General features: G+C 61.9%; 19 protein-coding genes and 1 pseudogene. 12 read left to right on the forward strand and 8 right to left on the reverse strand.

What is annotated here, in order from left to right:
• Positions 1-49 precede the first annotated feature (49 nt).
• A complete protein-coding gene (locus tag QZ501_RS08920) occupies positions 50-511 on the reverse strand; it encodes a YeeE/YedE family protein (RefSeq protein ID WP_295718851.1) in 462 nt (153 codons plus the stop codon).
• A gap of 293 nt (positions 512-804) precedes the next feature.
• On the opposite strand from QZ501_RS08920, the gene betT reads away from it, so the two are divergent.
• The 3 genes from betT (at position 805) to QZ501_RS08935 (ending at position 5,079) form a co-directional block, all read left to right on the forward strand.
• Positions 805-2,847: a choline BCCT transporter BetT gene (gene betT / locus QZ501_RS08925; protein WP_295718853.1), complete on the forward strand. Its 2,043-nt coding sequence runs from the start codon at positions 805-807 to the stop codon at positions 2,845-2,847.
• Positions 2,848-2,867: 20 nt separating this feature from the next.
• Entirely contained in the window at positions 2,868-4,565 is a 1,698-nt protein-coding gene (gene betA / locus QZ501_RS08930; RefSeq protein ID WP_295718855.1) for a choline dehydrogenase, read from the forward strand.
• 118 nt (positions 4,566-4,683) lie between these two features.
• Positions 4,684-5,079, forward strand: coding sequence for a group III truncated hemoglobin (locus tag QZ501_RS08935; protein ID WP_295718858.1), 396 nt, complete (start codon positions 4,684-4,686; stop codon positions 5,077-5,079).
• On the opposite strand, the gene QZ501_RS08940 is transcribed toward QZ501_RS08935, so the two are convergent.
• Complete coding sequence (locus tag QZ501_RS08940) at positions 5,070-5,909, reverse strand: histone deacetylase (protein ID WP_295718861.1); 840 nt, start codon at positions 5,907-5,909, stop codon at positions 5,070-5,072. The two genes, QZ501_RS08935 and QZ501_RS08940, sit on opposite strands and share 10 nt — an antisense overlap.
• A gap of 49 nt (positions 5,910-5,958) precedes the next feature.
• Here QZ501_RS08940 and QZ501_RS15105 point away from each other — a divergent pair.
• The 3 genes and pseudogenes from QZ501_RS15105 to QZ501_RS08950 all read left to right on the forward strand — a co-directional run.
• A pseudogene (locus QZ501_RS15105) lies at positions 5,959-6,183 on the forward strand (LysR family transcriptional regulator); the annotation flags it as partial.
• A 76-nt stretch (positions 6,184-6,259) separates the two neighbouring features.
• Complete coding sequence (locus QZ501_RS08945) at positions 6,260-6,934, forward strand: LysR substrate-binding domain-containing protein (protein ID WP_295718863.1); 675 nt, start codon at positions 6,260-6,262, stop codon at positions 6,932-6,934.
• A 97-nt stretch (positions 6,935-7,031) separates the two neighbouring features.
• Positions 7,032-7,358 (forward strand): hypothetical protein, encoded by a 327-nt coding sequence (locus tag QZ501_RS08950; RefSeq protein ID WP_095616820.1) that lies wholly within the window; start codon positions 7,032-7,034, stop codon positions 7,356-7,358.
• A 28-nt stretch (positions 7,359-7,386) separates the two neighbouring features.
• On the opposite strand, the gene QZ501_RS08955 is transcribed toward QZ501_RS08950, so the two are convergent.
• Positions 7,387-8,013 (reverse strand): YceI family protein, encoded by a 627-nt coding sequence (locus QZ501_RS08955; protein WP_295718865.1) that lies wholly within the window; start codon positions 8,011-8,013, stop codon positions 7,387-7,389.
• Positions 7,982-8,728 carry a CDP-alcohol phosphatidyltransferase family protein gene (locus tag QZ501_RS08960; RefSeq protein ID WP_295718867.1) on the reverse strand — a complete coding sequence of 249 codons (747 nt, stop codon included), beginning with the start codon at positions 8,726-8,728 and terminating at the stop codon, positions 7,982-7,984. Before QZ501_RS08960 ends, QZ501_RS08955 begins: the two co-directional genes overlap by 32 nt.
• A 68-nt stretch (positions 8,729-8,796) precedes the next feature.
• On the opposite strand from QZ501_RS08960, the gene QZ501_RS08965 reads away from it, so the two are divergent.
• From QZ501_RS08965 to QZ501_RS08980, 4 genes are read left to right on the forward strand one after another with little or no spacing between them, the layout of a single operon-like run.
• A complete protein-coding gene (locus QZ501_RS08965; RefSeq protein ID WP_295718869.1) occupies positions 8,797-9,798 on the forward strand; it encodes a zinc-binding alcohol dehydrogenase in 1,002 nt (333 codons plus the stop codon).
• Positions 9,799-9,811: 13 nt separating this feature from the next.
• Positions 9,812-10,210 carry a 6-carboxytetrahydropterin synthase gene (locus QZ501_RS08970; RefSeq protein WP_095616816.1) on the forward strand — a complete coding sequence of 133 codons (399 nt, stop codon included), beginning with the start codon at positions 9,812-9,814 and terminating at the stop codon, positions 10,208-10,210.
• A complete protein-coding gene (locus tag QZ501_RS08975; protein ID WP_295718872.1) occupies positions 10,197-12,101 on the forward strand; it encodes a glycosyltransferase family 4 protein in 1,905 nt (634 codons plus the stop codon). Before QZ501_RS08970 ends, QZ501_RS08975 begins: the two co-directional genes overlap by 14 nt.
• Entirely contained in the window at positions 12,098-12,988 is an 891-nt protein-coding gene (locus tag QZ501_RS08980) for a lysylphosphatidylglycerol synthase transmembrane domain-containing protein (protein WP_295718875.1), read from the forward strand. Before QZ501_RS08975 ends, QZ501_RS08980 begins: the two co-directional genes overlap by 4 nt.
• Here the strand turns inward: QZ501_RS08980 and QZ501_RS08985 are convergent.
• Positions 12,951-13,766 carry a RibD family protein gene (locus tag QZ501_RS08985; RefSeq protein ID WP_295718876.1) on the reverse strand — a complete coding sequence of 272 codons (816 nt, stop codon included), beginning with the start codon at positions 13,764-13,766 and terminating at the stop codon, positions 12,951-12,953. The genes QZ501_RS08980 and QZ501_RS08985 overlap by 38 nt on opposite strands.
• 139 nt (positions 13,767-13,905) lie before the next feature.
• Between QZ501_RS08985 and QZ501_RS08990 the strand changes: the two genes are divergently transcribed.
• Both QZ501_RS08990 and QZ501_RS08995 read left to right on the forward strand, forming a co-directional pair.
• Complete coding sequence (locus tag QZ501_RS08990; protein WP_295718878.1) at positions 13,906-14,268, forward strand: DUF393 domain-containing protein; 363 nt, start codon at positions 13,906-13,908, stop codon at positions 14,266-14,268.
• 20 nt (positions 14,269-14,288) lie between these two features.
• Positions 14,289-15,359: an MBL fold metallo-hydrolase gene (locus QZ501_RS08995; RefSeq protein WP_295718887.1), complete on the forward strand. Its 1,071-nt coding sequence runs from the start codon at positions 14,289-14,291 to the stop codon at positions 15,357-15,359.
• A gap of 42 nt (positions 15,360-15,401) precedes the next feature.
• Here the strand turns inward: QZ501_RS08995 and QZ501_RS09000 are convergent, their stop codons facing one another.
• The 3 genes from QZ501_RS09000 to QZ501_RS09010 form a co-directional block, all read right to left on the reverse strand.
• Positions 15,402-17,072 (reverse strand): ectoine synthase, encoded by a 1,671-nt coding sequence (locus QZ501_RS09000; RefSeq protein WP_295718889.1) that lies wholly within the window; start codon positions 17,070-17,072, stop codon positions 15,402-15,404.
• Between the two features lie 32 nt (positions 17,073-17,104).
• Positions 17,105-19,126 (reverse strand): CocE/NonD family hydrolase, encoded by a 2,022-nt coding sequence (locus QZ501_RS09005; protein ID WP_295718891.1) that lies wholly within the window; start codon positions 19,124-19,126, stop codon positions 17,105-17,107.
• 114 nt (positions 19,127-19,240) lie between these two features.
• Positions 19,241-20,554, reverse strand: a complete 1,314-nt coding sequence (locus tag QZ501_RS09010) for an ArgE/DapE family deacylase (RefSeq protein ID WP_151439580.1) — start codon at positions 20,552-20,554, stop codon at positions 19,241-19,243.
• Positions 20,555-20,589: the final 35 nt, after the last annotated feature.

Below are 20,589 nucleotides of genomic sequence, written 5' to 3' on the forward strand. Positions count from 1 at the left end.
GCAAGCCCGAGACCGAACAGAAGCCCCGCGACAAGACCCGCCAGTACCTTCATGCGCCACCTCCAAGCAGGTGCCTTACAACGAACACTGTTGCCATGCCGCAGGCCAGGAACACCAGGGTCGCCATGATCGAGCGGGTGGAAAGGCGTGCCATGCCACAGACACCATGACCACTGGTACAGCCCGCACCAAGCCCCGTGCCCAGGCCCACAAGCAGCCCGGCCACGACCATAACGGGCACGCTGGCCATCGGCGCACCGATCGCCCCTTCAGCTACGCCCGCCACGTTGCCCCATTGGGGAGCGAGCTGGGTAAGCATGAACGGCCCAAGAACCAGCCCCAGCACAAAGGCACCCTTCCAGATGCGTTCACTGTGTACGGGCTCGTAGAGCATTCCGGAAACGATGCCACTGATCCCGGCGATCCGTCCCATCATCCCCATGAGAAAAACGGCGGAGGCGCCGATGAGAACGCCTCCGGCCACACCATTGAGAAGGCTTGCTGTATCCATGACATAAGCTCCAAATTCTTTTCTTATTACATTTTGAACCTTCGATATTACTGTATTACCACAATAGATATCGATGGCCTTTGAACGAACGGTTCCAGACCATTCCCCACCCGGTACCAGACGAGAGCACAAGCCATCTGTTCCGGAGAGCCGGAAGCCCTGCGTATGGTTCCGAAAAACAGGTTGACTTGGAAAGTCAGTGTCTTATTGTCCTATAAGGGCAAATCACCTGTGGCCATAAGAAATAGTTGTCCCTCTAAAAACCGGTAACCGCCAAAAAAGGGAGTTCCACAATGGAACAGAACGCGCCCACCGAAGAAGTCCGTGACCGACTCAATCCAACCGTTTTTTTCGGCTCATCCATTCTGATCGTGTTCTTCGCGCTCTGGACCATGTTCTTTACCGGAGCAGCGGAAGACGCCATCAACACCGTGCTGGGATGGGTGTCAAACACCTTCGGCTGGTATTATTTTCTCACGGTGGTGGCCTATCTTGCCTTTGTGATCATCATCGCCGCCTCACGCTTCGGCGATATCCGCTTGGGGCCGGATCACTCCAAACCGGAGTTCAACATCGTCTCCTGGGCTTCCATGCTGTTTGCCGCGGGCATCGGCATTGACCTGCTGTTCTTCTGCATCGCTGAGCCCGTATCCCAATTCCTGGCGCCGCCTCAGGGTGAAGGTGGCACCGTAGAGGCAGCGCGCCACGCAATGGAACTGACTTTCCTGCACTGGGGGGTTTCCGGCTGGGGCATCTATACCCTGGTGGGCATGTCGCTGGCCTATTTCAGTTATCGACATAACCTGCCTCTGACCATCCGGTCGGCCCTGTATCCCATCTTCGGCCGGGGCATCTACGGCCCCATCGGTCACGTGGTGGACATTGCCGCGGTGCTGGGCACGGTTTTCGGCATCGCGACCAGCCTGGGCATTGGCGTCATCCAACTGAACTATGGTCTCGCCGAATTGTTCGGCCTGCCCGAAACCACCTGGGTGCAGGCCATGCTGGTGCTCATGATCGTGGTCTTCGCCACACTCTCGGCGGTCAGCGGCGTGGAGAAAGGCATTCGCCGGCTGTCCGAATTCAACATGCTGCTGGCGGCGCTGCTGGTGATCTTTGTGCTGATTGCCGGGCCCACCATCTTCCTTCTGAATGCCTTGGTGATGAACATCGGTGATTACATCACCGGCTTCATCAGCATGTCGTTTAATACCTACGCCTTTGACCAACCCACCGACTGGCTTAACGGATGGACCATCTTCTTCTGGGCCTGGTGGATTGCCTGGGGCCCTTTTGTAGGCCTGTTCCTGGCGCGCATTTCACGCGGTCGAACCATTCGCCAGTTCACGGTTGGAACGCTTATTCTGCCCATGACCTTCATGATGGTATGGATGTCCATCATGGGTAACAGCGCTATCGAGATGGTCATGAACGGCGCCGAGTCCTTTGGCGAACAGGCCATGAACAATCCGGCCTCGTCGATCTACATGTTCATGGAAAGCCTGCCATGGGCGGGGCTCACTACAATTGTGGTTTCCATCCTGGCGATTGTGTTCTTTGTTACGTCCGGCGACTCAGGTGCCCTGGTACTGTCAAACTTCACCTCCATCCTCAGGGATGTGAATCACGACGCACCGGTTTGGATGCGCATCCTCTGGGCCTCCATCATCGGTCTGCTTACCCTGGCACTGCTGATGGCCGGTGGCCTGCACGCACTCCAAAGCACGGTGGTGATCATGGGGCTGCCGTTCTCGGTAGTGCTCTTCTTCATCATGGTGGGGCTCTACAAAGCGCTCAAGACGGAGTCGCTCAAGCATCGCCGTCCAAGGCCTGCCCCGGCGGGTGCCTTCGCCGGCACGGACGTCAATGCACCTACCTGGCGCCAGCGCCTGACCAGGGCCATCAGTTTCCCGGACTACAACCAGGCCATGCGCTTTCTTGAGCAGACCGTCAAACCCGCCATGGGCGAGATCGAGCACGAACTGCGCGAGCGGGGTGTGGAAGCCAAGATCCGCGGTTGGGATGATGACCCCCGGCATCTGGAACTCGATGTGGATCTGGGCGAGGAAGGCCGGTTCACCTATCAGGTCTGGCCCCGTATGGCGACCATGCCCGCCTTCGCCATCCGGCCCCACGCTGAGCACAACAACTATTGCCAGCTTGAGGTGCATCTGGCGGAAGGCGGTCAGGGCTACGACCTGATGGACTACACCCAATCCCAGATCATTGAGGACATTCTTGATCAGTACGAGCGTCACATGGACTATCTGCAACGGTGCCGGGAAGCGCCTGGGGATGTCGCCATGCCGGGGCAACGCAACCAGAACGGCGAATAAACAAGAACCGGGAGCAGATCATGAGTGAACAGTACTTTGATCAGGAATTCGATTACGTCATCGTCGGGGCCGGCTCCGCCGGCTCCGTCCTGGCGGACCGGCTGAGCGCGAACGGCGCTCACCAGGTGCTGGTGCTGGAATTCGGCGGCAAGGACAACTCCATCTTTATCCAGATGCCCACTGCCTTCTCCATCCCTCTGAACAAGCCGCGCTTTGACTGGGGCCTGCACACGGAACCGGAGCCAGGCTTGCATGACCGCTCCCTTCACCAGGCCCGTGGCAAGGTGATCGGCGGCTCATCGTCGATCAATGGCATGGCCTATGTCCGCGGTTCTGCCGGGGATTTTGCTGAATGGGCGGAACGCGGTGCCCGCGGTTGGGACTATGCCGATGTACTACCCTACTTCCGCCGCGCTGAGGACTGCATCTATGGCGCGGACGACTACCGAGGTACCGGCGGACCGCTGGGCGTATGCAACGGTAACAACATGCGTAACCCGCTCTACCGGGCTTTCATCGAGGCGGGTGAACAAGCTGGATACGGCAAGACCGACGACTACAACGGCTACCGGCAGGAAGGCTTTTGTCGCATGGACATGACGGTGCGCAATGGCGTACGTGCATCCACAGCCAACGCCTATCTCAAACCCGCCCTGAAACGCGATAACCTCCAACTGCAGATGCACGCACACACGCAGCGCGTGATTATGGAGGGCCAACGCGCCGTAGGGGTGGAATACAAACAGAACGACAAGGTCGTGCGTGTGCGTGCGCGCAAAGAAGTTGTCCTGTCTGCCAGCGCTTTCAATTCGCCCAAGCTGCTCATGCTCTCGGGCATTGGCCCGGCTCAGCAGCTGCGCGAGCATGGCATTGAGGTCGTCAGGGATCTACCAGGTGTGGGCGAAAACCTGCAGGATCATCTTGAGGTCTGGGTTCAGCAGCGCTGTACGCAGAAAATTACCTTGAACGGTTGGCTCAACCCCATTGCCCAAGGGTGGATCGGGGCCCGGTGGCTCCTGACTAAAACCGGTCTGGGCGCTAGCAACCAGTTCGAATCCAACGGTTATATCCGCAGTCGCGCCGGGCTCCAATACCCGGACCTGCAATACCACTTCCTCGCTGGCGCCATCGCCTACGACGGCTCCAGCGCGGTCAAGGGACACGGCTTCCAGGTGCACCTGGGGGCCAACAAGCCCTACAGCCGCGGCCGTGTCTGGCTGCGGTCGGCGGATCCAGCAGACCCACCCCGGATGCAGTTCAACTACCTGACCGAGGAAGCGGACAAACAGGCTTACCGCGACGGCCTGCGCCTGACCCGTGAACTGTTTGCTCAACCGGCGTTTGATCCCTACCGAGGAGAGGAAGTCTCGCCCGGCAAAGAAGTCCAGACCGACGATGAGATTGACGACTGGGTCGCCCGAAGCGCGGAGACCGCCTATCATCCTTGCGGAACCTGCCGCATGGGCGAGGACGACATGGCAGTGGTCGATCCGGAATGCCGTGTGCGCGGCGTGGAGAACCTGCGCGTGGTGGACTCATCCATCATGCCCACTGTAACTAACGGCAATATCAACGCCCCAACCATCATGATCGGCGAAAAAGCAGCCGACCATATTCTGGGTCGCGAGCTGCTGCCGCCGTCTCAAGCGGATGTCTACTACGCTCCAAGCTGGCAGGCGCAGCAACGTGAAGGCTCACCTGCACGCGAGGCAAACTGACGCCCAGTTACCCATACAATAGACCATCGACCCAATAGCTTCCGGGCAATTGCTATGCCCGGAAGCGGATGGCAGACTCTGGGCCGAATGCTGACGGCTTAGCTCGGAATCGATGCCCTTGGATCAGCGCCCGCAAAGCGATCTCAACACGCCTGAAGCCATCCACTATCTGGTTCAGATTTTCTACGATCGGCTCCTGAACGATCCCATCATGGCGCCCGTATTTCTGGAAACCGCTGGCGTCAATCTCGATCATCATCTGCCCACGATTGAGGCCTACTGGCGCAAGATGCTGCTGGGCGAGCGCGGCGTGTACACACAGAACATGATAGCAAAGCATGAAGCGGTGCATGCGAAGCAGCCATTGGAGCCGGAACATTTTGAACGCTGGGGGGCACACTTCCATGCGACTGTGCGCGAGCTATTCGAGGGGCCTTATGCCGACAAGGCGCATCGGGTTGCGGATCGCATCCTGATCAACCTCCAGACCTGGCTCCTCGACTCTCAGGGGTAGAGTCGGCATGCCTCTTCCGTCACGAAAGCGTGGCGACGCGCCAGTGCTTCCCGGTCATCGTCATAGCCACCCGCGATAACGGTCGCCACGGGGATCTGGCGCTGTTTCAGAGTGTCCAGAACCAGCGCCTCCCGCTGGCGGATGCCTTCAAGGCTGACACCCAGACGCCCCAACGGGTCTCCGGCATAGATGTCCACCCCTGCGGCGTAAAGCACCAGGTCGGGCTGCCACCGGTCCAGCTGTGCGTGCAGGCAGTTGGATACCTCGTTCAGGTAGTCATCGTCCTCCAGCCCGTCCGGCAGGGCTACATCCACGTCGCTCAGGGCCTTGGTGAAGGGGAAGTTGCGGCCACAGTGGATGGAACAGGTGATGGCTCGGGGCTCATCCGCCAACAGGCGGGCAGTGCCATCGCCCTGATGCACATCGCAATCAAAGATCAGGATCCGCTCCAGCCGATTCCGTTCAAGCAGTACATGGGATGTCACCGCCAGGTCATTGATAATGCAGAACCCAGCTGCGACGTCGTACTGGGCATGATGGGTCCCCCCTGCCTGATGGCAGGCGACGCCGTAATGCAGTGCCAGCTGCGCTGCCAGGACCGTGCCCGCCGGTGAGGTAACGGTTCGCCGCACCAGCCCTTCGCTCCAGGGCAGGTTCACACGCTTGAGTTCCCGGGGAGTCAGGCCATTGTTACGGAACCGTTCGATGTAATCCGGACTGTGCACCGCATGCAGCCACTCCTGCCGGCACCGCCCCGGCCGGAAACGGTTCCCGGAGCAGGCGATCCCGGCTTCATTGAGGTGATCCATGAGCAGGCCGAACTTGCTCATGGGAAACCGATGCGACCCCGGGAACGGGAAGCTGTAACATGGGTGATGGATGATCGGAATCAAAAGACGACCTTTCAAATCGGGACCGTCTAACTGTATAAGGGGACCGGTATCCTGCCAACCTGAAAGAGGATCGGACGTGAGCCGACGGTTGAATTATCGGCATCTGCACCATTTCTGGGTCGTGGCCCGGGAGGGCTCGATCGCCCGCGCAGCGGAAGCGCTGGATCTCGCACCACAGACACTCAGCAGTCAGATAAGCACGTTCGAGGCGGACCTTGGAACCCGCCTGTTTGAGCGCCGGGGCCGCCGTCTGGTCATGACGGACACCGGGCACAGGGTCTTCCAGTATGCTGACCCGATGTTCCGCACTGCGGAGGAACTGGAGGCATGGCTTGACGACGCGCAGGCGGCACCGGCCCGTAAGCTGCGGGTTGGCATTGTGGCCTCAATCCACAAGCTGTTTGCCTACCGGGTTATCGCTCCTGCGCTGGAAACCCCCCACACCCATCACGCTCAGATGCCGCACCGGAACCCCGGAGGACCTCACCAGCGCCCTCGCACGCCACGAGTTGGACGTGGTGATCACCGACAGGCCGCCGGCAGGCGACGAGGATTTCCGATGGTATCTGAATCCTCTCAGCCAATCCGCCATCAGCCTGTTCGCGGAACCAGCACTGGCGCAGCGTCTGGCCCCGGGATTTCCGGACAGCCTGGATGGGTTTCCCTTTCTTGCCAGCGCCCTGGAAGCGCCCTATTACCAGCAGCTGATGCAGTGGTTCCGGGACCGGGGCATCCGTTTGAACGAGGCCGCGGAAATTGACGACAGCGCCCTGATCAAGGTGTTCGGTCGTGCGGGGCTTGGTGTCTTCGCGGCACCAACGGTGATCCGTGAGGAAGTCTGTCGCCAGTACCAGGTCGAGGAGATTGCCAGCATTGAAGCAGTCCGCGACCAGATCTACGCCCTCTATGGCGTGGAGGGCATGCGCCATCCCGGGATACAGGCAATCTGCTCCGGACGCTGACTATCAGATTTTTTAGTTGCAGAAACTCACAAAACCTTATTTATTCGATTCGTCAAGGAACCGATACTGTGGCTGACACCAACAGAGGAGACCGGCCATGAAAACCATCCTCAAGTACCGCCTCGACGCCTCAGGCAACGATACCTCTCTGACACTGACCGACGGCTTCCGGGTTGTGCGTACCGAGTACATCCCCGCCGAGAAACGGGTTCACCTGTGGGTGGAGGTCCCACTGAAGGCGGGAACTCCCGAGACGCGGGTGGACTTCCGGGTCATCGCCTCGGGGCAGCCCATCGGGGATGACTTCGGATACGTCGGCACCGCACTGGATACCCATGCTCCCGAGGCCTACCACGTGTTCAACCGTGTCGCGGAACAGGTCGCCCAGTCTTCCGGGGGTGACCATCTGGTGAGAGTTGCCTGACAGGATCCAGGGCCGCCCGGCGCGGCCCTCAGAACCAGCCGCCATCGTCGCGGTTGGCCTCGAACTCAAACTGCAGCCGCACTTCATCCCCTACCAGGTCATCCGCAACCCCATAGGTCATCCCCCAGTCACTGCGCTCAATCACAGCGTGCGCCGACAGCCCCAGCGTATAGTCACCGTGTCCGATGGGGTACTCTGCGGCCTTGTTCAGGACCACATCAAGCGTGACCGGGTTGGTCTCGCCCAGCATCGACAGATCCCCGGTCAGTTTCCCGGTGGATTTCCCGGTCATCTCAAAACCCGTGACCTCAAAGCGGATCTCCGGGTGCTCGGAAACATTCAGGAAGTCCTCGCCCCGCAGGTGCTCGTCCCGTTCCTTATGATTGGTAAACACGCTCTCCGCCTGGAAGACGACTTCGCCGTCGCTGACAGTCTGTGTCTCCGGGTCATAGACAAACTGCCCCTCCACATCGCGGAACATCCCGATCACCCGGGCATAGCCGATGTGCATGACCTTGAAGGTCATGGTGAAGTGTTCATCGTCGATGGTGTATTGTTGAGGCTCCGCAACCGCATTGCCGCCGGTCACAAGTCCCCCTGTAAGGATGCCCGCAACAAGTGCGTTACGTTTCAGTGCCATGCCTTTGCGTTTCATGCTGTCCTCCCGCCCGGTAGAGCCAGGCCAGATCCACGGTGAATGAGTACGCCAGCAGCATCAGTGCCGGCGCCAGTATCCAGACCGCAAGCCAGGACGGCGTGATCGGCACCAGGACGATCACCAGGCTGGCAATCTGCCATACACAGATGGTCTTACGCCGGAAGCTTTCGGGCAAGGGGCAATTGACCCAGGGCCAGATCCAGCCGGCGGCCACAAAGAGGTAGCGCATCAGCCCCAGCAGCATAACCCAGGGCCCGGTGATGCCGAGCCCCCAGACCGCCAGGCTGAGCGTCAGGATCAGAGCCGCGTCCACTTCCATGTCAAAACGTGCCCCGAAATACGTACTCACGCTGAAACGGCGCGCCAGGTAGCCGTCGAGACCATCCAGAATGAGGACTGCCAGCGCCAGCATAACCCAGGCCCACTGGGCGACGGCCAGAAGCTGCGGTTCAAGCAGAATGCCGGCGAGAATGACCACACCCAGCGCCCGGTAGAAAGTCACCCTGTTGGCAGGACCGATCCCCTGCTGCCCTGGGACGCCCGCCACGACCAGCCAGGCAAGCAGGGCGTACCCCGCCAATGGCAGGGCGAGAGAAACCAGCGGCATGCCCATCCGCCACCAGATCCCGCCCGTAACCACAGTGAAGGGCAACGCCGTCAGCAGCAGTTCCCGACTGGCACCGGTTCGATCCGGAATTTTCTCACTGGCCATTTCTTCCCCTTTGTCGTGACCCCCGGCAGGGTCAATAATGGTCCCGAACCAATCCCAAGGCGCCCATCATGACCGCTGATCACACCCCAAGAGTACGCTCATTCTGGATCACTGGCCCAGCCCATGGGGAGATCCAGCCCACCAACCCGGACCTGGACGCCCCTGACAGCGAGCCAACGGTGGAGGTCGCCACCCTGTACACCGGCATCAGCCGTGGCACGGAGTCGCTGGTGTTCAATGGCCGCATTCCCCGCTCCGAGCATGAGCGCATGCGGGCGCCCTTCCAGGCGGGTGATTTCCCGTGGCCCGTACGCCATGGCTACAGCAACGTTGGCCGTGTGGTTCAGGGGCCCGCCGAACTGCAGGGCCGTACTGTTTTCAGCCTGTTCCCCCACCAGACGCGGTTCCGGGTACCCGCTTCCGCGGTTGTACCGGTACCCGACAGCGTGCCGGCAGAGCGCGCCATCCTTGCTGCCAACATGGAAACAGCCATCAACGGTGTCTGGGACGCACAGGCCGCGGTTGGGGAGCGCATCGCGGTGGTTGGCTGTGGTGTCGTGGGGGCCCTCATGGCCTGGCTCTGCCAGCGCCTGCCGGGTACGCGGGTAACAGCCGTGGATACAGAACCTTCCCGCCACGGCATCCTCTCGGAACTGGGCGTACGCTTTGATCCGGATCTCCAGAGTGATGACCATGACCTGGTGATCCATGCCAGCGGCAATCCGGCAGGCCTCGACCACGCCATCGGCCTTGCCGGCACCGAGGGCCGGATCGTCGAGATGAGCTGGTACGGCGACCAGCCGGTCAGTGTCACGCTCGGGGGCGCCTTCCATTCCCGCCGCCTGACTCTCAGGGCCAGCCAGGTTGGCCGCGTCAGCCCGGAACGCCGCCCCGCGTGGACCCACCGGGACCGCCTGGAACTGGCGCTGTCACTGCTCGCAAGTCCGGAGCTGGACGTACTCATTGATGGTGAAAGCGACTTCGAGGCGCTGCCCGAGACCATGACAGCGCTCTGCCGTGATGGCAGCACCGCCCTGTGCCACCGGGTGCGCTACCCGGAAAACCACTGACCCTGAGGATGCCATGTATCAGTTGACCGTCAGACAGCACATGATGATCGCCCACAGTTTCAGCGGGGAGGCATTCGGCCCGGCCCAGGCCCTGCACGGCGCAACCTACGTGGTGGATGCCACCTTTGAGAGGCCGCGGCTCGATGACAATGACCTGGTTGTGGACATTGGCCTGGCAACCCAGGTGCTCGGCGAGGTTCTGGGTGAGTTCAACATGCGCAACCTGGACGACCACCCGGATCTCAAGGGCCGCAACACCACCACCGAATTCATGGCGGGCATGGTGTTCCAGCGGATGGCCGACGCCATCAAGGCCGGCCGCCTGGGTGAATCCGCCCACGGCATCAGTGGCCTGGCGATCACCCTCAGCGAATCGCACATCGCCTGGGCCAGCTACCGTGGCGACCTCTGACCACGACCTGACGTTCATTGTCCCCGGCGACCCCGGTCAGCGCACAGGCGGCTACGCTTATGTGCGGGAGCTGGCAGCGGCCCTGGAGGCAGGCGGCTGGTCCGTGCGGATCGAGGGCCTGTCCGGCCGGTTCCCGATAGCCGACGACCGAGCCCGCAAGGCCATGGAGCAGTGCCTTCGGCGCCTGCCCGACGGGGCCAGCGTGGTCATTGATGGACTGGCGCTCGGTGGCGTTCCGGAAGCGGTTGAGCCCCATTCGCAGCGGCTCCGCCTGACGGCACTCATCCATCACCCACTGGCCCTGGAGACAGGGCTGCCCGACGAGACCCGGGCTCACCTGTTCGACAGCGAGCGGCGCGCACTTGCAAGCATGGCCTCCGTCGTCACCACGAGCCAGAGCACGGCGCGCGAACTGGCAGCGTACGGTGTCCAGGAAGCCAGCGTGACGGTCGCGCCCCCAGGCGTTGCCATGGCGCAATTGCCGGAGCCCCACAAGCCCCGCGACCGGGGGACCTCGCTTGAACTGCTCTGCGTGGCCCACCTGGCACCGCGCAAGGGGCAGGACATTCTTGCTGCCGCCCTTGCCCCATTCGCCGGTGAACACTGGCACCTGACCCTGGCGGGAAGCACCACACGGAAACCCGACTTCACTGCCCGCCTTCGCGGGATGCTGGCCCAGTACGGCCTCACGGATCAGGTCACACTCACCGGGGAGCTGGAGGGCGAGAACCTGATCCCCCTGTGGAACCACGCCCACGGTTTCATACTGCCCGCGCGTTACGAAGGCTATGGCATGGTGATCGATGAAGCGCTTGCGGCCGGGCTTCCAGTGTTGAGCTCTGACGGCGGCGCCCTTGCCGAAACCGCCGATCGCCCCGGCGTACGCCTGCATCCGGCCGGCGATCATACGGCACTAAGGGACCATATCCACGCCTGGCTTAACCACCCGGATCAGCTTCACAGCCAGGCCCATGCAGCCTGTGGGTCAGCCCGCAGTCTCCGGACCTGGTCCATGACTGCCCGGGAATTCGAGGGCGCCCTGAAAACCAGCCGTCCGGAACAAGGCAGCGCCGTCTTCGAGGCCGACTGGCTTGGGCTGCGTGAGCGGGCCGACCACAAAGCCCGCAGTGAGCGGTTAACCACCAGACTCCGGGATCGAATCGCGACTCCCCAGACGCCCCTCGCAATCTGCGATCTCGGCGCCGGTACCGGATCCAACCAGCGCTACCTCACTCCCCGACTCCCTGATCCGCAGCAGTGGTTGATGGTGGAACCGGATCCCGCGCTGGCCCCCACGATCCACCAGCCCCAAATGGGCAATGGCTCAACCACCCATTGGTGGCAGAAGCAGGTTACTGCGACGAACCTGAATGAGGTCATTCCTGAGAAAGTGGACCTGATCACCGCCTCAGCCCTGCTCGACCTGATGAGCCGCGAGTGGCTTGAGGCCCTGGCGGCGACTGCCGCCCACCGCCATGCGCCCCTCCTGATGGCCCTCAACTACTGCGGCAACTTTGAGCTTCAACCTTCTGATTCATACGATCAATTGCTTCGAAAGACCGTCAATGAGCACCAGCACCGTGACAAGGGCACCGGCAGCGCTGCCGGCCCTGACGCCACCAGGATCCTGTCCCAAGCCCTGACAGCACATGGCTTTGAGGTCCTAACCGATCCCAGCCCCTGGGAGCTGGATCACCGTGACCCCCACCTCCAGCAGGTTCTCATGGCGGGATGGTGCCAGGCTGCCCGTGAACAGGCGCCCGGGGACCAATCCGCCATTGACCGATGGCAGGGCCAGCGCAGTGCCCAGGCGCGGAGCGGACAGCTGCGGATTCGGGTGGATCACCTGGACCTCCTTGCGCTTCCACCCTCAGAAGCGCGGCAACCGTGAAGCGTTACGGTCGACTGCTGGTAAGCCTGGCATTGCTGGGGGTGGTGGCGATGACCATCAAGCCCGCGGAGGTGGTTACGGTTCTGCAGCGCCTGCCCGCCTGGAGCCTGGTTGCCGCCCTTGCCCTTTCCATACCCCAGGTGGTGCTTTCCGCCCTGCGCTGGCGTTACACAGCCTATCGCCTGGACCTTCCGCTGGGCGCCGGAGAGAGCGTTGCCGCCTATTACCGGGCAACGCTGGTCAACCAGATCATGCCGGGCGGAGTGGTCGGGGATGTGGAACGCGCCTGGCGTGCCCGGCATCCGGAAGCACGTACCAGCGCGGCTGCCCACAGTGTGATGATTGAGCGCCTCTCCGGTCAGCTGGCCCTTGTGCTCACCATTACAGCGCTCCTGGTCATTGCCCCACCTTTCGCCCTCCCTGGCCCGCAACTCAGCGGGCAATGGCTTTGGGGCGCTGCCCTGGTGCTGTTGCTGGCGATCGCCGCAGGTCGTCTGCCCAGGGTCCGGGATTACAGCGCCCTGCTCCGTGCGGATGTTCATACCGCCCTCTTTCGCTGGCCAGCACCGGTCATCCAGCTGGCTCTCTCGCTGGCGGTAGTGGCCACCTATTTCGCGACCCTGGCACTGCTGGATGCCAGTATCGCCACGCAACCGCTCACACTGGAAAAACTCGCTCTTCACGCCTGCCTGTTGCTCAGTATGGTACTGCCTGTGAGCATCGCCGGATGGGGGGTTCGCGAGGGCGTTGCCGCAGCCCTGTGGCCTCTGGCCGGCTTGCCCGCCAACGAGGGAGTGGCACTCAGCATTGCCTACGGGGTGGTCATCCTTCTGGGCGGCCTGCCGGGCCTTATTCCTGTGCCCGGTGGGAAGCCCCGGAGCACCTGAGATCCAGGTCAAAGAGCACGTCACTGCCCAGATTCACCACCTGAGCCTCAGGCCAGATGGCATCAGACAGACGGTCTACTTCAGGCAGCGTAAAGGCAGGATAGCCGCTGCCTATAATCATGGGGGCGACCATCACATGAAGCCGGTCAAGCCGGCCGGCGGCCAGGAACGCTGAAACCGTACGACCGCCGCCTTCCACGAAGACACGCCCAAGGCCGAAACACGCCAGCACTGCCAGAACCCGGTCCGGATCAATGGTCTCGCGTTCCGGATCCAGGCAGGGCACGCGGGTGACGCCGGCTTCCGGGCAGGGCCGATCACACTCCGGAATGGCATCCCCGGCCACCAGGTGGAGGGTGGGTGCATCTCCATCCGTGAGCAGGTGGTGGTCCCCGGGCAGGCGGTCCCTGCGGTCCACCACCACGCGCACTGGCTGGTATCCGGCCACACGCCTCAAAGTAAGACGGGGATTATCCTCAAGTGCAGTGCCAGCACCCACCACCACGGCATCGGCGACCGCCCGCAGCCGGTGCAGATGGGTCAGCCCATCATCCCCATTAATGTAACGGGATGCGCCCGAAGCCGTGGCAATGCGGCCATCCAGGCTCTGCCCCAGCTGCCCGATAACCCAGCCGTTTTCTCCGGGACACAGGGGCCGGAACACGCGCAGCAGCTGCTCTCCCGGCGATGGTTCCGAATCGGTTGAGGGCTCGGGCAGACTCTGCCCCCTGGCTCTTGCCTCCAGTATCTTGCCCCAGACTGTTTCGATGCTCTGCATAAAAATCCCAGCCAGCCCATCTACGCTTTGGCGAATCTGTCCTGATTACGCTTGAAACCTCTCTGTGGACCCCTGCTGGTCCGTACGGTGCCCCTGACCGTATAACACCGCACGTCCACTGTCTGCATGGGGAAACCGCATGGATACACTGTTCTACGATGGCCAGTGCCCGCTCTGCATGAAGGAAATCCGTCTGCTGCGGCGCATTGGCGATGATCACCTTAGACTTATTGATGTTCACGGCCTCGAGGATTCGGAGATCTGGCCCGGTATCCCCCGTGAACATCTGCTCCAGCGGCTGCACCTGCTCGATGATGAAGGCATCTACTGGACGGGACTCCGCGCAACGGTCCAGACTTGGCGTCATACGCCTTTCGGACTCCTTTTCCGGCTGATGCTCATCCCTGGCCTCCGGCCACTCGCCGAAGCCGCCTACAACCGCTGGGCGGAGCGGCGCTATTGCCAGCGTTACGGGTGTGCGATCATACCGGGCAGCCATTGAATCCAAAGGACGCTGGCGCCATGCTGCGACAACTCACGCTGGCACTGGTTGGGCTGATGGCCCTGAGCATGGGATGCAGCAACGTGAACCCATACTACGACCCGGACAAACCGCACCACACCCAGTCGGGCTTCACCAACAACTACAACCCGGACAAACCCGGGGGTGGCGATTTCCTGCGCTGGCAGTGGAATCGCTGGTGGAACGACCTCCCCAAACCGCCAACCGAGCCCATCAGGGGCATTGATCCGGATCTGTCATTCATCCAGAACAACGACGATGAGGTGGCCGTCACCTGGATCGGCCACGCGACCGTCCTTCTGCAGGTGGGTGGGTTGAACATTCTCACCGATCCCCAGTTCTCCGACCGTGCATCCCCGCTTTCCTTCGCCGGCCCACCCCGGCACCAACCACCCGGGGTGGCACTTGAAAACCTGCCGCACATTGACGCTGTGGTGATCTCCCACGCCCATTACGACCATCTGGACCTGGCCTCCGTAACGGCGCTCTATCAGCAGGAGGGCGGACCGCCGCGGTTCTTTCTCCCGCTGGGCATGGACCAATGGTTCCTCGACAACGTCACGGACGGCGACGAGTCCCACCTGACCCCTATGGATTGGTGGCAGACCCACGACTTCCGGGGTGTCACCCTGCGCTTCCTGCCGGTCCAGCACTGGAGCTCGCGCACCCCCTGGGACGAGAACGAGATGCTCTGGGGGGCCTGGGCGGTGGAACACCCGGATTTCGATTTCCTGTTCGGCGGGGACTTCGGCTATTCAAAGGACCTGCAAGACATTGGCGCCCGGACGGACGGCTACGACCTGGCCGCCCTGCCCATCGGCGCCTACGAGCCGCGCTGGTTCATGAAGAGCAACCACGTGAACCCGGAGGAATCCGTACAGGCCATGAAGGATGTCGGCGCCCGCCGGGCCATCGCCATCCACTGGGGCACCTTCGAGGGGCTGACCGATGAACGCCTCGACGAACCTCCGAAGAAGCTCGCCGAGGCGCGGGAACGAGCAGGCATCCCGGAGGCGGCGTTCCGTGTCCTCAGCCATGGAGAAACAATCCGCCCCGGGAAGGAAAAGTGAGTTCCCGGGGCGGATGAACGTGAACGGGCAGAGCCGGTGGGGCTAACGCTCGAACACGAACTCCCGGTACAGCAGCTCCTCGCACTGCCGGCGCTTCTTCTCAAGGTCCTGCTTGGAAGAGCCCCCAAGGAACAACAGCGCCACCCGGTAACTGTAACTGTCCTGATCCATCAGGTCTGACAGGCGTTGGCCGGGTTCGGCGACGATCTGGATGGTGGAGTCGGGGATGATCTCCTGTTCGATCCGGCGGACTGTTTCCTCGCTGGGAACCTGCGCCACATAGGCATCCTCCCACTCGCGCAGGAAGAACTTGCCCGAGACCTCAAACTTGCCCTGACGATACGGAAAGGTCGGTCGACGCCCGGCAGCCAGTTCCACCGCCACCTGATGGTGGGAGCGGCCATCCACTTTCTGGAAAAGCCGGCAGTGGGACTCTGAGATACGGGTATTGATTTCCAGCAGCCAGATCTGGTCCTTTTCCCTGTCCCAGAAATATTCGATGTTGAACGGCGCATTGTCGTAACCGATGTGCCTGACCACCTTCTGGGTGATTTCGGTCATCCGGTCCTGCACCTCGTCCGAGAGAATGGTCGGATACTGATAACTGGAGAACGTGGTCAGATTGGCCTCGCGGAAGGAGTCCACGGTGCCGTAAACCTCCACCTCGCCCTTGCAGGAGAAGCCTTCCTGGGTGCATTGCATGCCGCCGATGATGCTCTCGGCGATGCAGTACTCGCCGCCGATCTCATCAAACTCCGGCGGCATGGTGACCATATTGAGCAGGTAGTTGAAGGGACCCGAGAAGCGGCCGATGTTGTCCCGCACCTCCTTCATGGCCTCGTGGAACTGGCTGGCCTCGTCAATCCGGAACCCGAGGTAGGAGGAGAAGGATTTCACCGGCTTGATCCAGAACGGGAAGTCCATGACTTTAAGCACCCTGTCCAGGGCCTGCTCGTCAAACGGATTGAAGGCGGTGAACGTGGGGATGTTATCCGGAACGACGGCGCGCTGTTCAATCCGGCTCCAGTATTTGTGCTCGCATTTCAGCACCGATTCCAGGCTTGCCGAAGCCAGGTCAAAGGCGTCACAGATGATGGGCACAATGGTGCTCACGGGGAAATCAATGTAGTGGATAACGCCGTCCACCGCCCCTTTGTGCTCCCGAATCTGTTTCTTGGCCTGCTGGATGATGTCCTGGATCTCGTATTTCTGCTGCTCCAGAATCTGCCGCGAGTTGAGCAGTGGCACGAAGTTGTAGTGGTCCGCCATGTCGATGGTGGCCAGCATTTCCCGGTTGAAGTCGTTCAGCCCGATAACGAAAACCGTCTCCTCGCCGAACTGGCTGAATGAGCCATTCTCGTCCTCAACCTCATCACCGGCCAGTGCCGGATAATAGACGCAAAGGAGCTGTAGCTCGGTATGCGCCCTTACAACGTACTCCTCGTTCTGACTGAGTGCGTAAACCGCTCCGGGGTTGAGGGAGTGGCGGGTACCATCCCGGATGGTTTCCACCTCCCCCTCACCGCGGATGCAGTAGACGGTTTCCATGTGATGCCTGTGCCAGAAACGGTTCTCGGTTCCGGCCTGCATGATGGTGTCATGCAACGAATAACCCATACGGTCATCGCGGCGGATCAGGCGCCGGCTTGAATAGTTGGGTCCTGATACAACCCGGTTGGTATCAGCAAGCTCATTAACGTGACGATAGATCATGGGTTCCTTCCTTCAGATGCAGGCCTCGTGGCTCAAAGATGATCCCGTGGCACATGGGTGTTCCAGTTCCTGGCAACGACGCGTTCGTCGCCCTCGTAGGCATCGAGTTCCGCATAGACGTGGAAATGGCTCCGGCTGGCGGTGAGCACCGTGCGCGTTGTTACTTCTATGGACCAGTCGCCACGGGCCATTCCACTGACGCAATGGGTTTCCCCGCGCATGGATTCAAAATCCTCGCCCACATGGGTATACCACTCACGGGTATCGCTCCACATGGTGAGACCGATCTCCTCGATGGTGAATGTTCCGTCGTTCTTGATCACTTCCAGTATGGACTCGTCCCTGGACAGATCGCGGATCACCCGCCAGTTCTGCTCGGGTGCCTGCGTGTAGGGCGTAGCAATGGCGGCCGCTGATTCCGGCTCGCCAAACTCGGGCAACGCCGCGTCCGAATCATGTGATGGCCGCACCGGAAGACGCAGCTGACTCCCCGTGGGATGGACGGTCAGGCAGGCGAGCTCCGGGGCCGGCCAGGCAAGCGGCCAGTAAGACGTGGAGATCGAGATCCGCAGGCGATGACCCGCAGGGAAACGCTGGGCGATGTCGTTCAGTTGCACCGCCACCCTGTAGCGTTCGCCGGGCACCATCGGGCTGGGCTCGGCGTGGCTGTCCCGATGGCTGAGATTGAGCATGCCATAGGTGCTGCGGGTGGCCTTGTTGTCCGGGGCCAGATCCGAGAGGCGGACACAGATCATTGCCTGGGGCTTGTTCGCCTCCAGCTCCAGCTCGATGACCGGCGCGCCCATGATCTCCAGGGGTTCACTCAGGGGCTCGGTGTCGAACACCAGCGCACCGCCATCTTCCTCGCGCTGGTCATGGGGCAGGTCCGGCGTGGCGCTGTAGGAGCACCACTTGCCCGCGAACAGGCCCAGGCTCAGCGGCGACTGGATCCATAAGGGCGTGTCACTGACCGGCGTACCGGGATCGACGAGGTGGCCCTCACTCAGACCATAGACGGTTTCATGGACATTGGACGATGGCCAGCCCGGCTCGGCAATCCAGCGCCCCGGCCGCCGCGTGTACTCCGTCGCAGGGGGCACGCTGTCCTGCATCCAGACGCGGAAATCCGGCTCATCCATGATGCCCGTGTCCTTTCCCTTGAGCCAGTGATCCCACCAGCGCACGGATTCCTGCAGGAACCCGATGGCGGGCCCTGGCTTACCCATGTGCGGGTACATGTGGCTCCAGGGTCCGATCAGCCCTTTGGTGGGCACATCGAGATTGCTCAGCAGTCGGAATACGCTGTTGGAGTAACCATCGGCCCAGCCGCTGACCGCCATCACCGGGCACTGCACCGCCGAGAAGTCCTCGCAGATGGAGCCGTGACGCCAGAAGTCGTCCCGGCGCTGGTGCTCGAGCCAGTTTTCCAGCCAGAGGCCACTGTGCTCCAGCCGGTCCAGCCACATATCGCGCCACTTCTCCCCCACCAGTTCGGGATCCGGCGGAAGGCTGGTGTAGGCGAACATTGTTGACGCCCAGGAAAGGTTATCCGTCAGCATGCAGCCGCCCATGTAGTGGACGTCGTCCGCGTAACGGTCATCGGTGGAGCAGACACTGATGACGGCCTTGAGTTCGGGCGGTCTAAGGGCGGCGATCTGCAGGCCGTTGAAACCACCCCAGGAAATGCCGATCATGCCTACTGAACCGCTGCACCAGTCCTGCTGCGCGATCCAGCGGATGATTTCCACCCCGTCATCCAGTTCCCGCTGCAGGTATTCATCCTGCAGGACACCTTCGGAATCGCCGCTGCCGCGTATATCCACCCGGATGCTGGCATAGCCGTGCCCGGCAAAATAGGGATGGTTCAGCGCGTCCCTGGAACGGGTATTGTCCCGCTTGCGATAGGGGATGTATTCGAGGATCGCCGGCACCGGATTGTTCTCGGCATCCTCCGGCATCCAGATGCGCGCCGCCAGACGGGTACCATCGGACATCGGGATCCATACGTGTTCAAGGTGCTTGGTCGCGTGGGGAAAGGACGTAACGGTTTTCAATTAGGTTGTTTTCCTTATAGCCCGGGTTTCGGGGTCATGTTGCACATGATTGTTGCAACTATCTGCATAATAGGGCGTGGCTCGCGCCAGCGCCATCGATAAGGGGTAAAGCCATCACCCTCCTCCAGTCACGCCTTCTCCATAATCCTGCAGGCGCAGTTCCTCGGGCCTGAAGGTCAGCAGCTTCTCCGTCGCCTGGACGAGCACGTGCGCCACCTTCTCCGTGGCCTCCAGGGACACCCGTTCGTCCGCGGAATGGGCCCAGTCGATATCGCCGGGACCATAGACGACGGTGGAAGCCCCGGTGAGCCGTACCCAGGCCGACATGTCGCAACCATAGGGCGCTCCCGTGATGCGCGCCGGACGCCCGAAAACCGAGGCCGCCGCATCCGCCATTGTGGTGACCAGTGGATGCTCCATGGGAGTATGCGCGGACCCGAAGCCAGACGCCATGAGCCGCGCCTGGGGCGGGTTCTGTTCCAGCCAGGGATCGCCCGCGCAGGCCTCAGCGATCACCCGCTGAATCCGCGCCTTCGCCTGCTCCACGGTTTCGTCGAGCGTCACCCCGACGCGGATCTCCGCCGTGAGCCGGTCCATCACGCTGGACGACCAGTTACCCCCATTGATCAGACCCACGTTGGTGGCGTACGGCAGGTGCAGGGCCCGCATCAGCGGGTGGTCCTCCGCGTCATTGATGCGCTTTTCGTCCTCGCGCAGGGCCTTGTGGATCGCCAGGTAATGATCCAGAGCGCTCTCCCCCAGGTGCCGACGGCTGGCGTGGGCCGCCAGTCCCATCACTTCCAGGAAGAACGACATGGCGCCCGCATGGGCAACCACCAGCTTGGGCGAACCCTCGTCGTCCAGAGTGGGTTCCGGCACCACCACGGCATCCGGTTGCCAGCCCCTGCGGATGGCTGCGAGCGTGCCGAGGCCGCTGTCCTCTTCCGCCGGCACGCCCACGAATACAACCCGGCCGGCAAAGTCCCGTGGGCCCAGGGCAAAGGCCTCGAAGGCTTCCAGAGCCGACACTACGCCGGATTTCATATCACTGGCGCCACGCCCATAGACGGTATCGCCGTCCATATACCCGGAATACGGATCCATCGTCCACTGGTTGATATCGCCCGGTGGAACAACGTCCAGGTGCCCGGTCAGCACCACCGTGGGGCCCGGCTTGCGCCCCCGCACCACGCCGACCACAACCGGCAGCCAGGCACGCTCCACCTCATGGCCCGGGTAATTGGGATCCGTAAGGACATCCGCAATACCCTCGTTCCAGTGGTCAACCTCCACACCCAGCTCATTGAGCCACTCGGCAAGCCGGGCGATCACCGCATCCTCCTGCCCGGTCACCGACGGGATCCGGATCAGGTCCACCAGCCGCCGCCGAACCCGGGTGGCATCAATGTAGCCGCAATGGTCCGTCATAATAGGTCATCTCCTGCTGCTTACAGGGGGCGTCC

The sequence above is a fragment of the uncultured Halovibrio sp. genome (genome assembly GCF_913056445.1).
Taxonomy (GTDB): Bacteria; Pseudomonadota; Gammaproteobacteria; order Pseudomonadales; family Oleiphilaceae; genus Halospina; species Halospina utahensis_B.

Bases quoted from the DNA above. Each gene is read 5' to 3' on its own strand.
- betA (WP_295718855.1), top strand. From the start codon at position 2,868: ATGAGTGAACAGTACTTTGATCAGGAATTCGATTACGTCATCGTCGGG.
- betT (WP_295718853.1), top strand. From the start codon at position 805: ATGGAACAGAACGCGCCCACCGAAGAAGTCCGTGACCGACTCAATCCA.
- QZ501_RS08945 (WP_295718863.1), top strand. From the start codon at position 6,260: ATGCTGACCCGATGTTCCGCACTGCGGAGGAACTGGAGGCATGGCTTG.
- QZ501_RS08960 (WP_295718867.1), bottom strand. From the start codon at position 8,728: ATGGCCAGTGAGAAAATTCCGGATCGAACCGGTGCCAGTCGGGAACTG.
- QZ501_RS09010 (WP_151439580.1), bottom strand. From the start codon at position 20,554: ATGACGGACCATTGCGGCTACATTGATGCCACCCGGGTTCGGCGGCGG.
- QZ501_RS08965 (WP_295718869.1), top strand. From the start codon at position 8,797: ATGACCGCTGATCACACCCCAAGAGTACGCTCATTCTGGATCACTGGC.
- QZ501_RS08955 (WP_295718865.1), bottom strand. From the start codon at position 8,013: ATGAAACGCAAAGGCATGGCACTGAAACGTAACGCACTTGTTGCGGGC.
- QZ501_RS08970 (WP_095616816.1), top strand. From the start codon at position 9,812: ATGTATCAGTTGACCGTCAGACAGCACATGATGATCGCCCACAGTTTC.
- QZ501_RS08985 (WP_295718876.1), bottom strand. From the start codon at position 13,766: ATGCAGAGCATCGAAACAGTCTGGGGCAAGATACTGGAGGCAAGAGCC.
- QZ501_RS09000 (WP_295718889.1), bottom strand. From the start codon at position 17,072: ATGATCTATCGTCACGTTAATGAGCTTGCTGATACCAACCGGGTTGTA.
- QZ501_RS08950 (WP_095616820.1), top strand. From the start codon at position 7,032: ATGAAAACCATCCTCAAGTACCGCCTCGACGCCTCAGGCAACGATACC.
- QZ501_RS08920 (WP_295718851.1), bottom strand. From the start codon at position 511: ATGGATACAGCAAGCCTTCTCAATGGTGTGGCCGGAGGCGTTCTCATC.
- QZ501_RS08995 (WP_295718887.1), top strand. From the start codon at position 14,289: ATGCTGCGACAACTCACGCTGGCACTGGTTGGGCTGATGGCCCTGAGC.
- QZ501_RS08990 (WP_295718878.1), top strand. From the start codon at position 13,906: ATGGATACACTGTTCTACGATGGCCAGTGCCCGCTCTGCATGAAGGAA.
- QZ501_RS08940 (WP_295718861.1), bottom strand. From the start codon at position 5,909: ATGAGCAAGTTCGGCCTGCTCATGGATCACCTCAATGAAGCCGGGATC.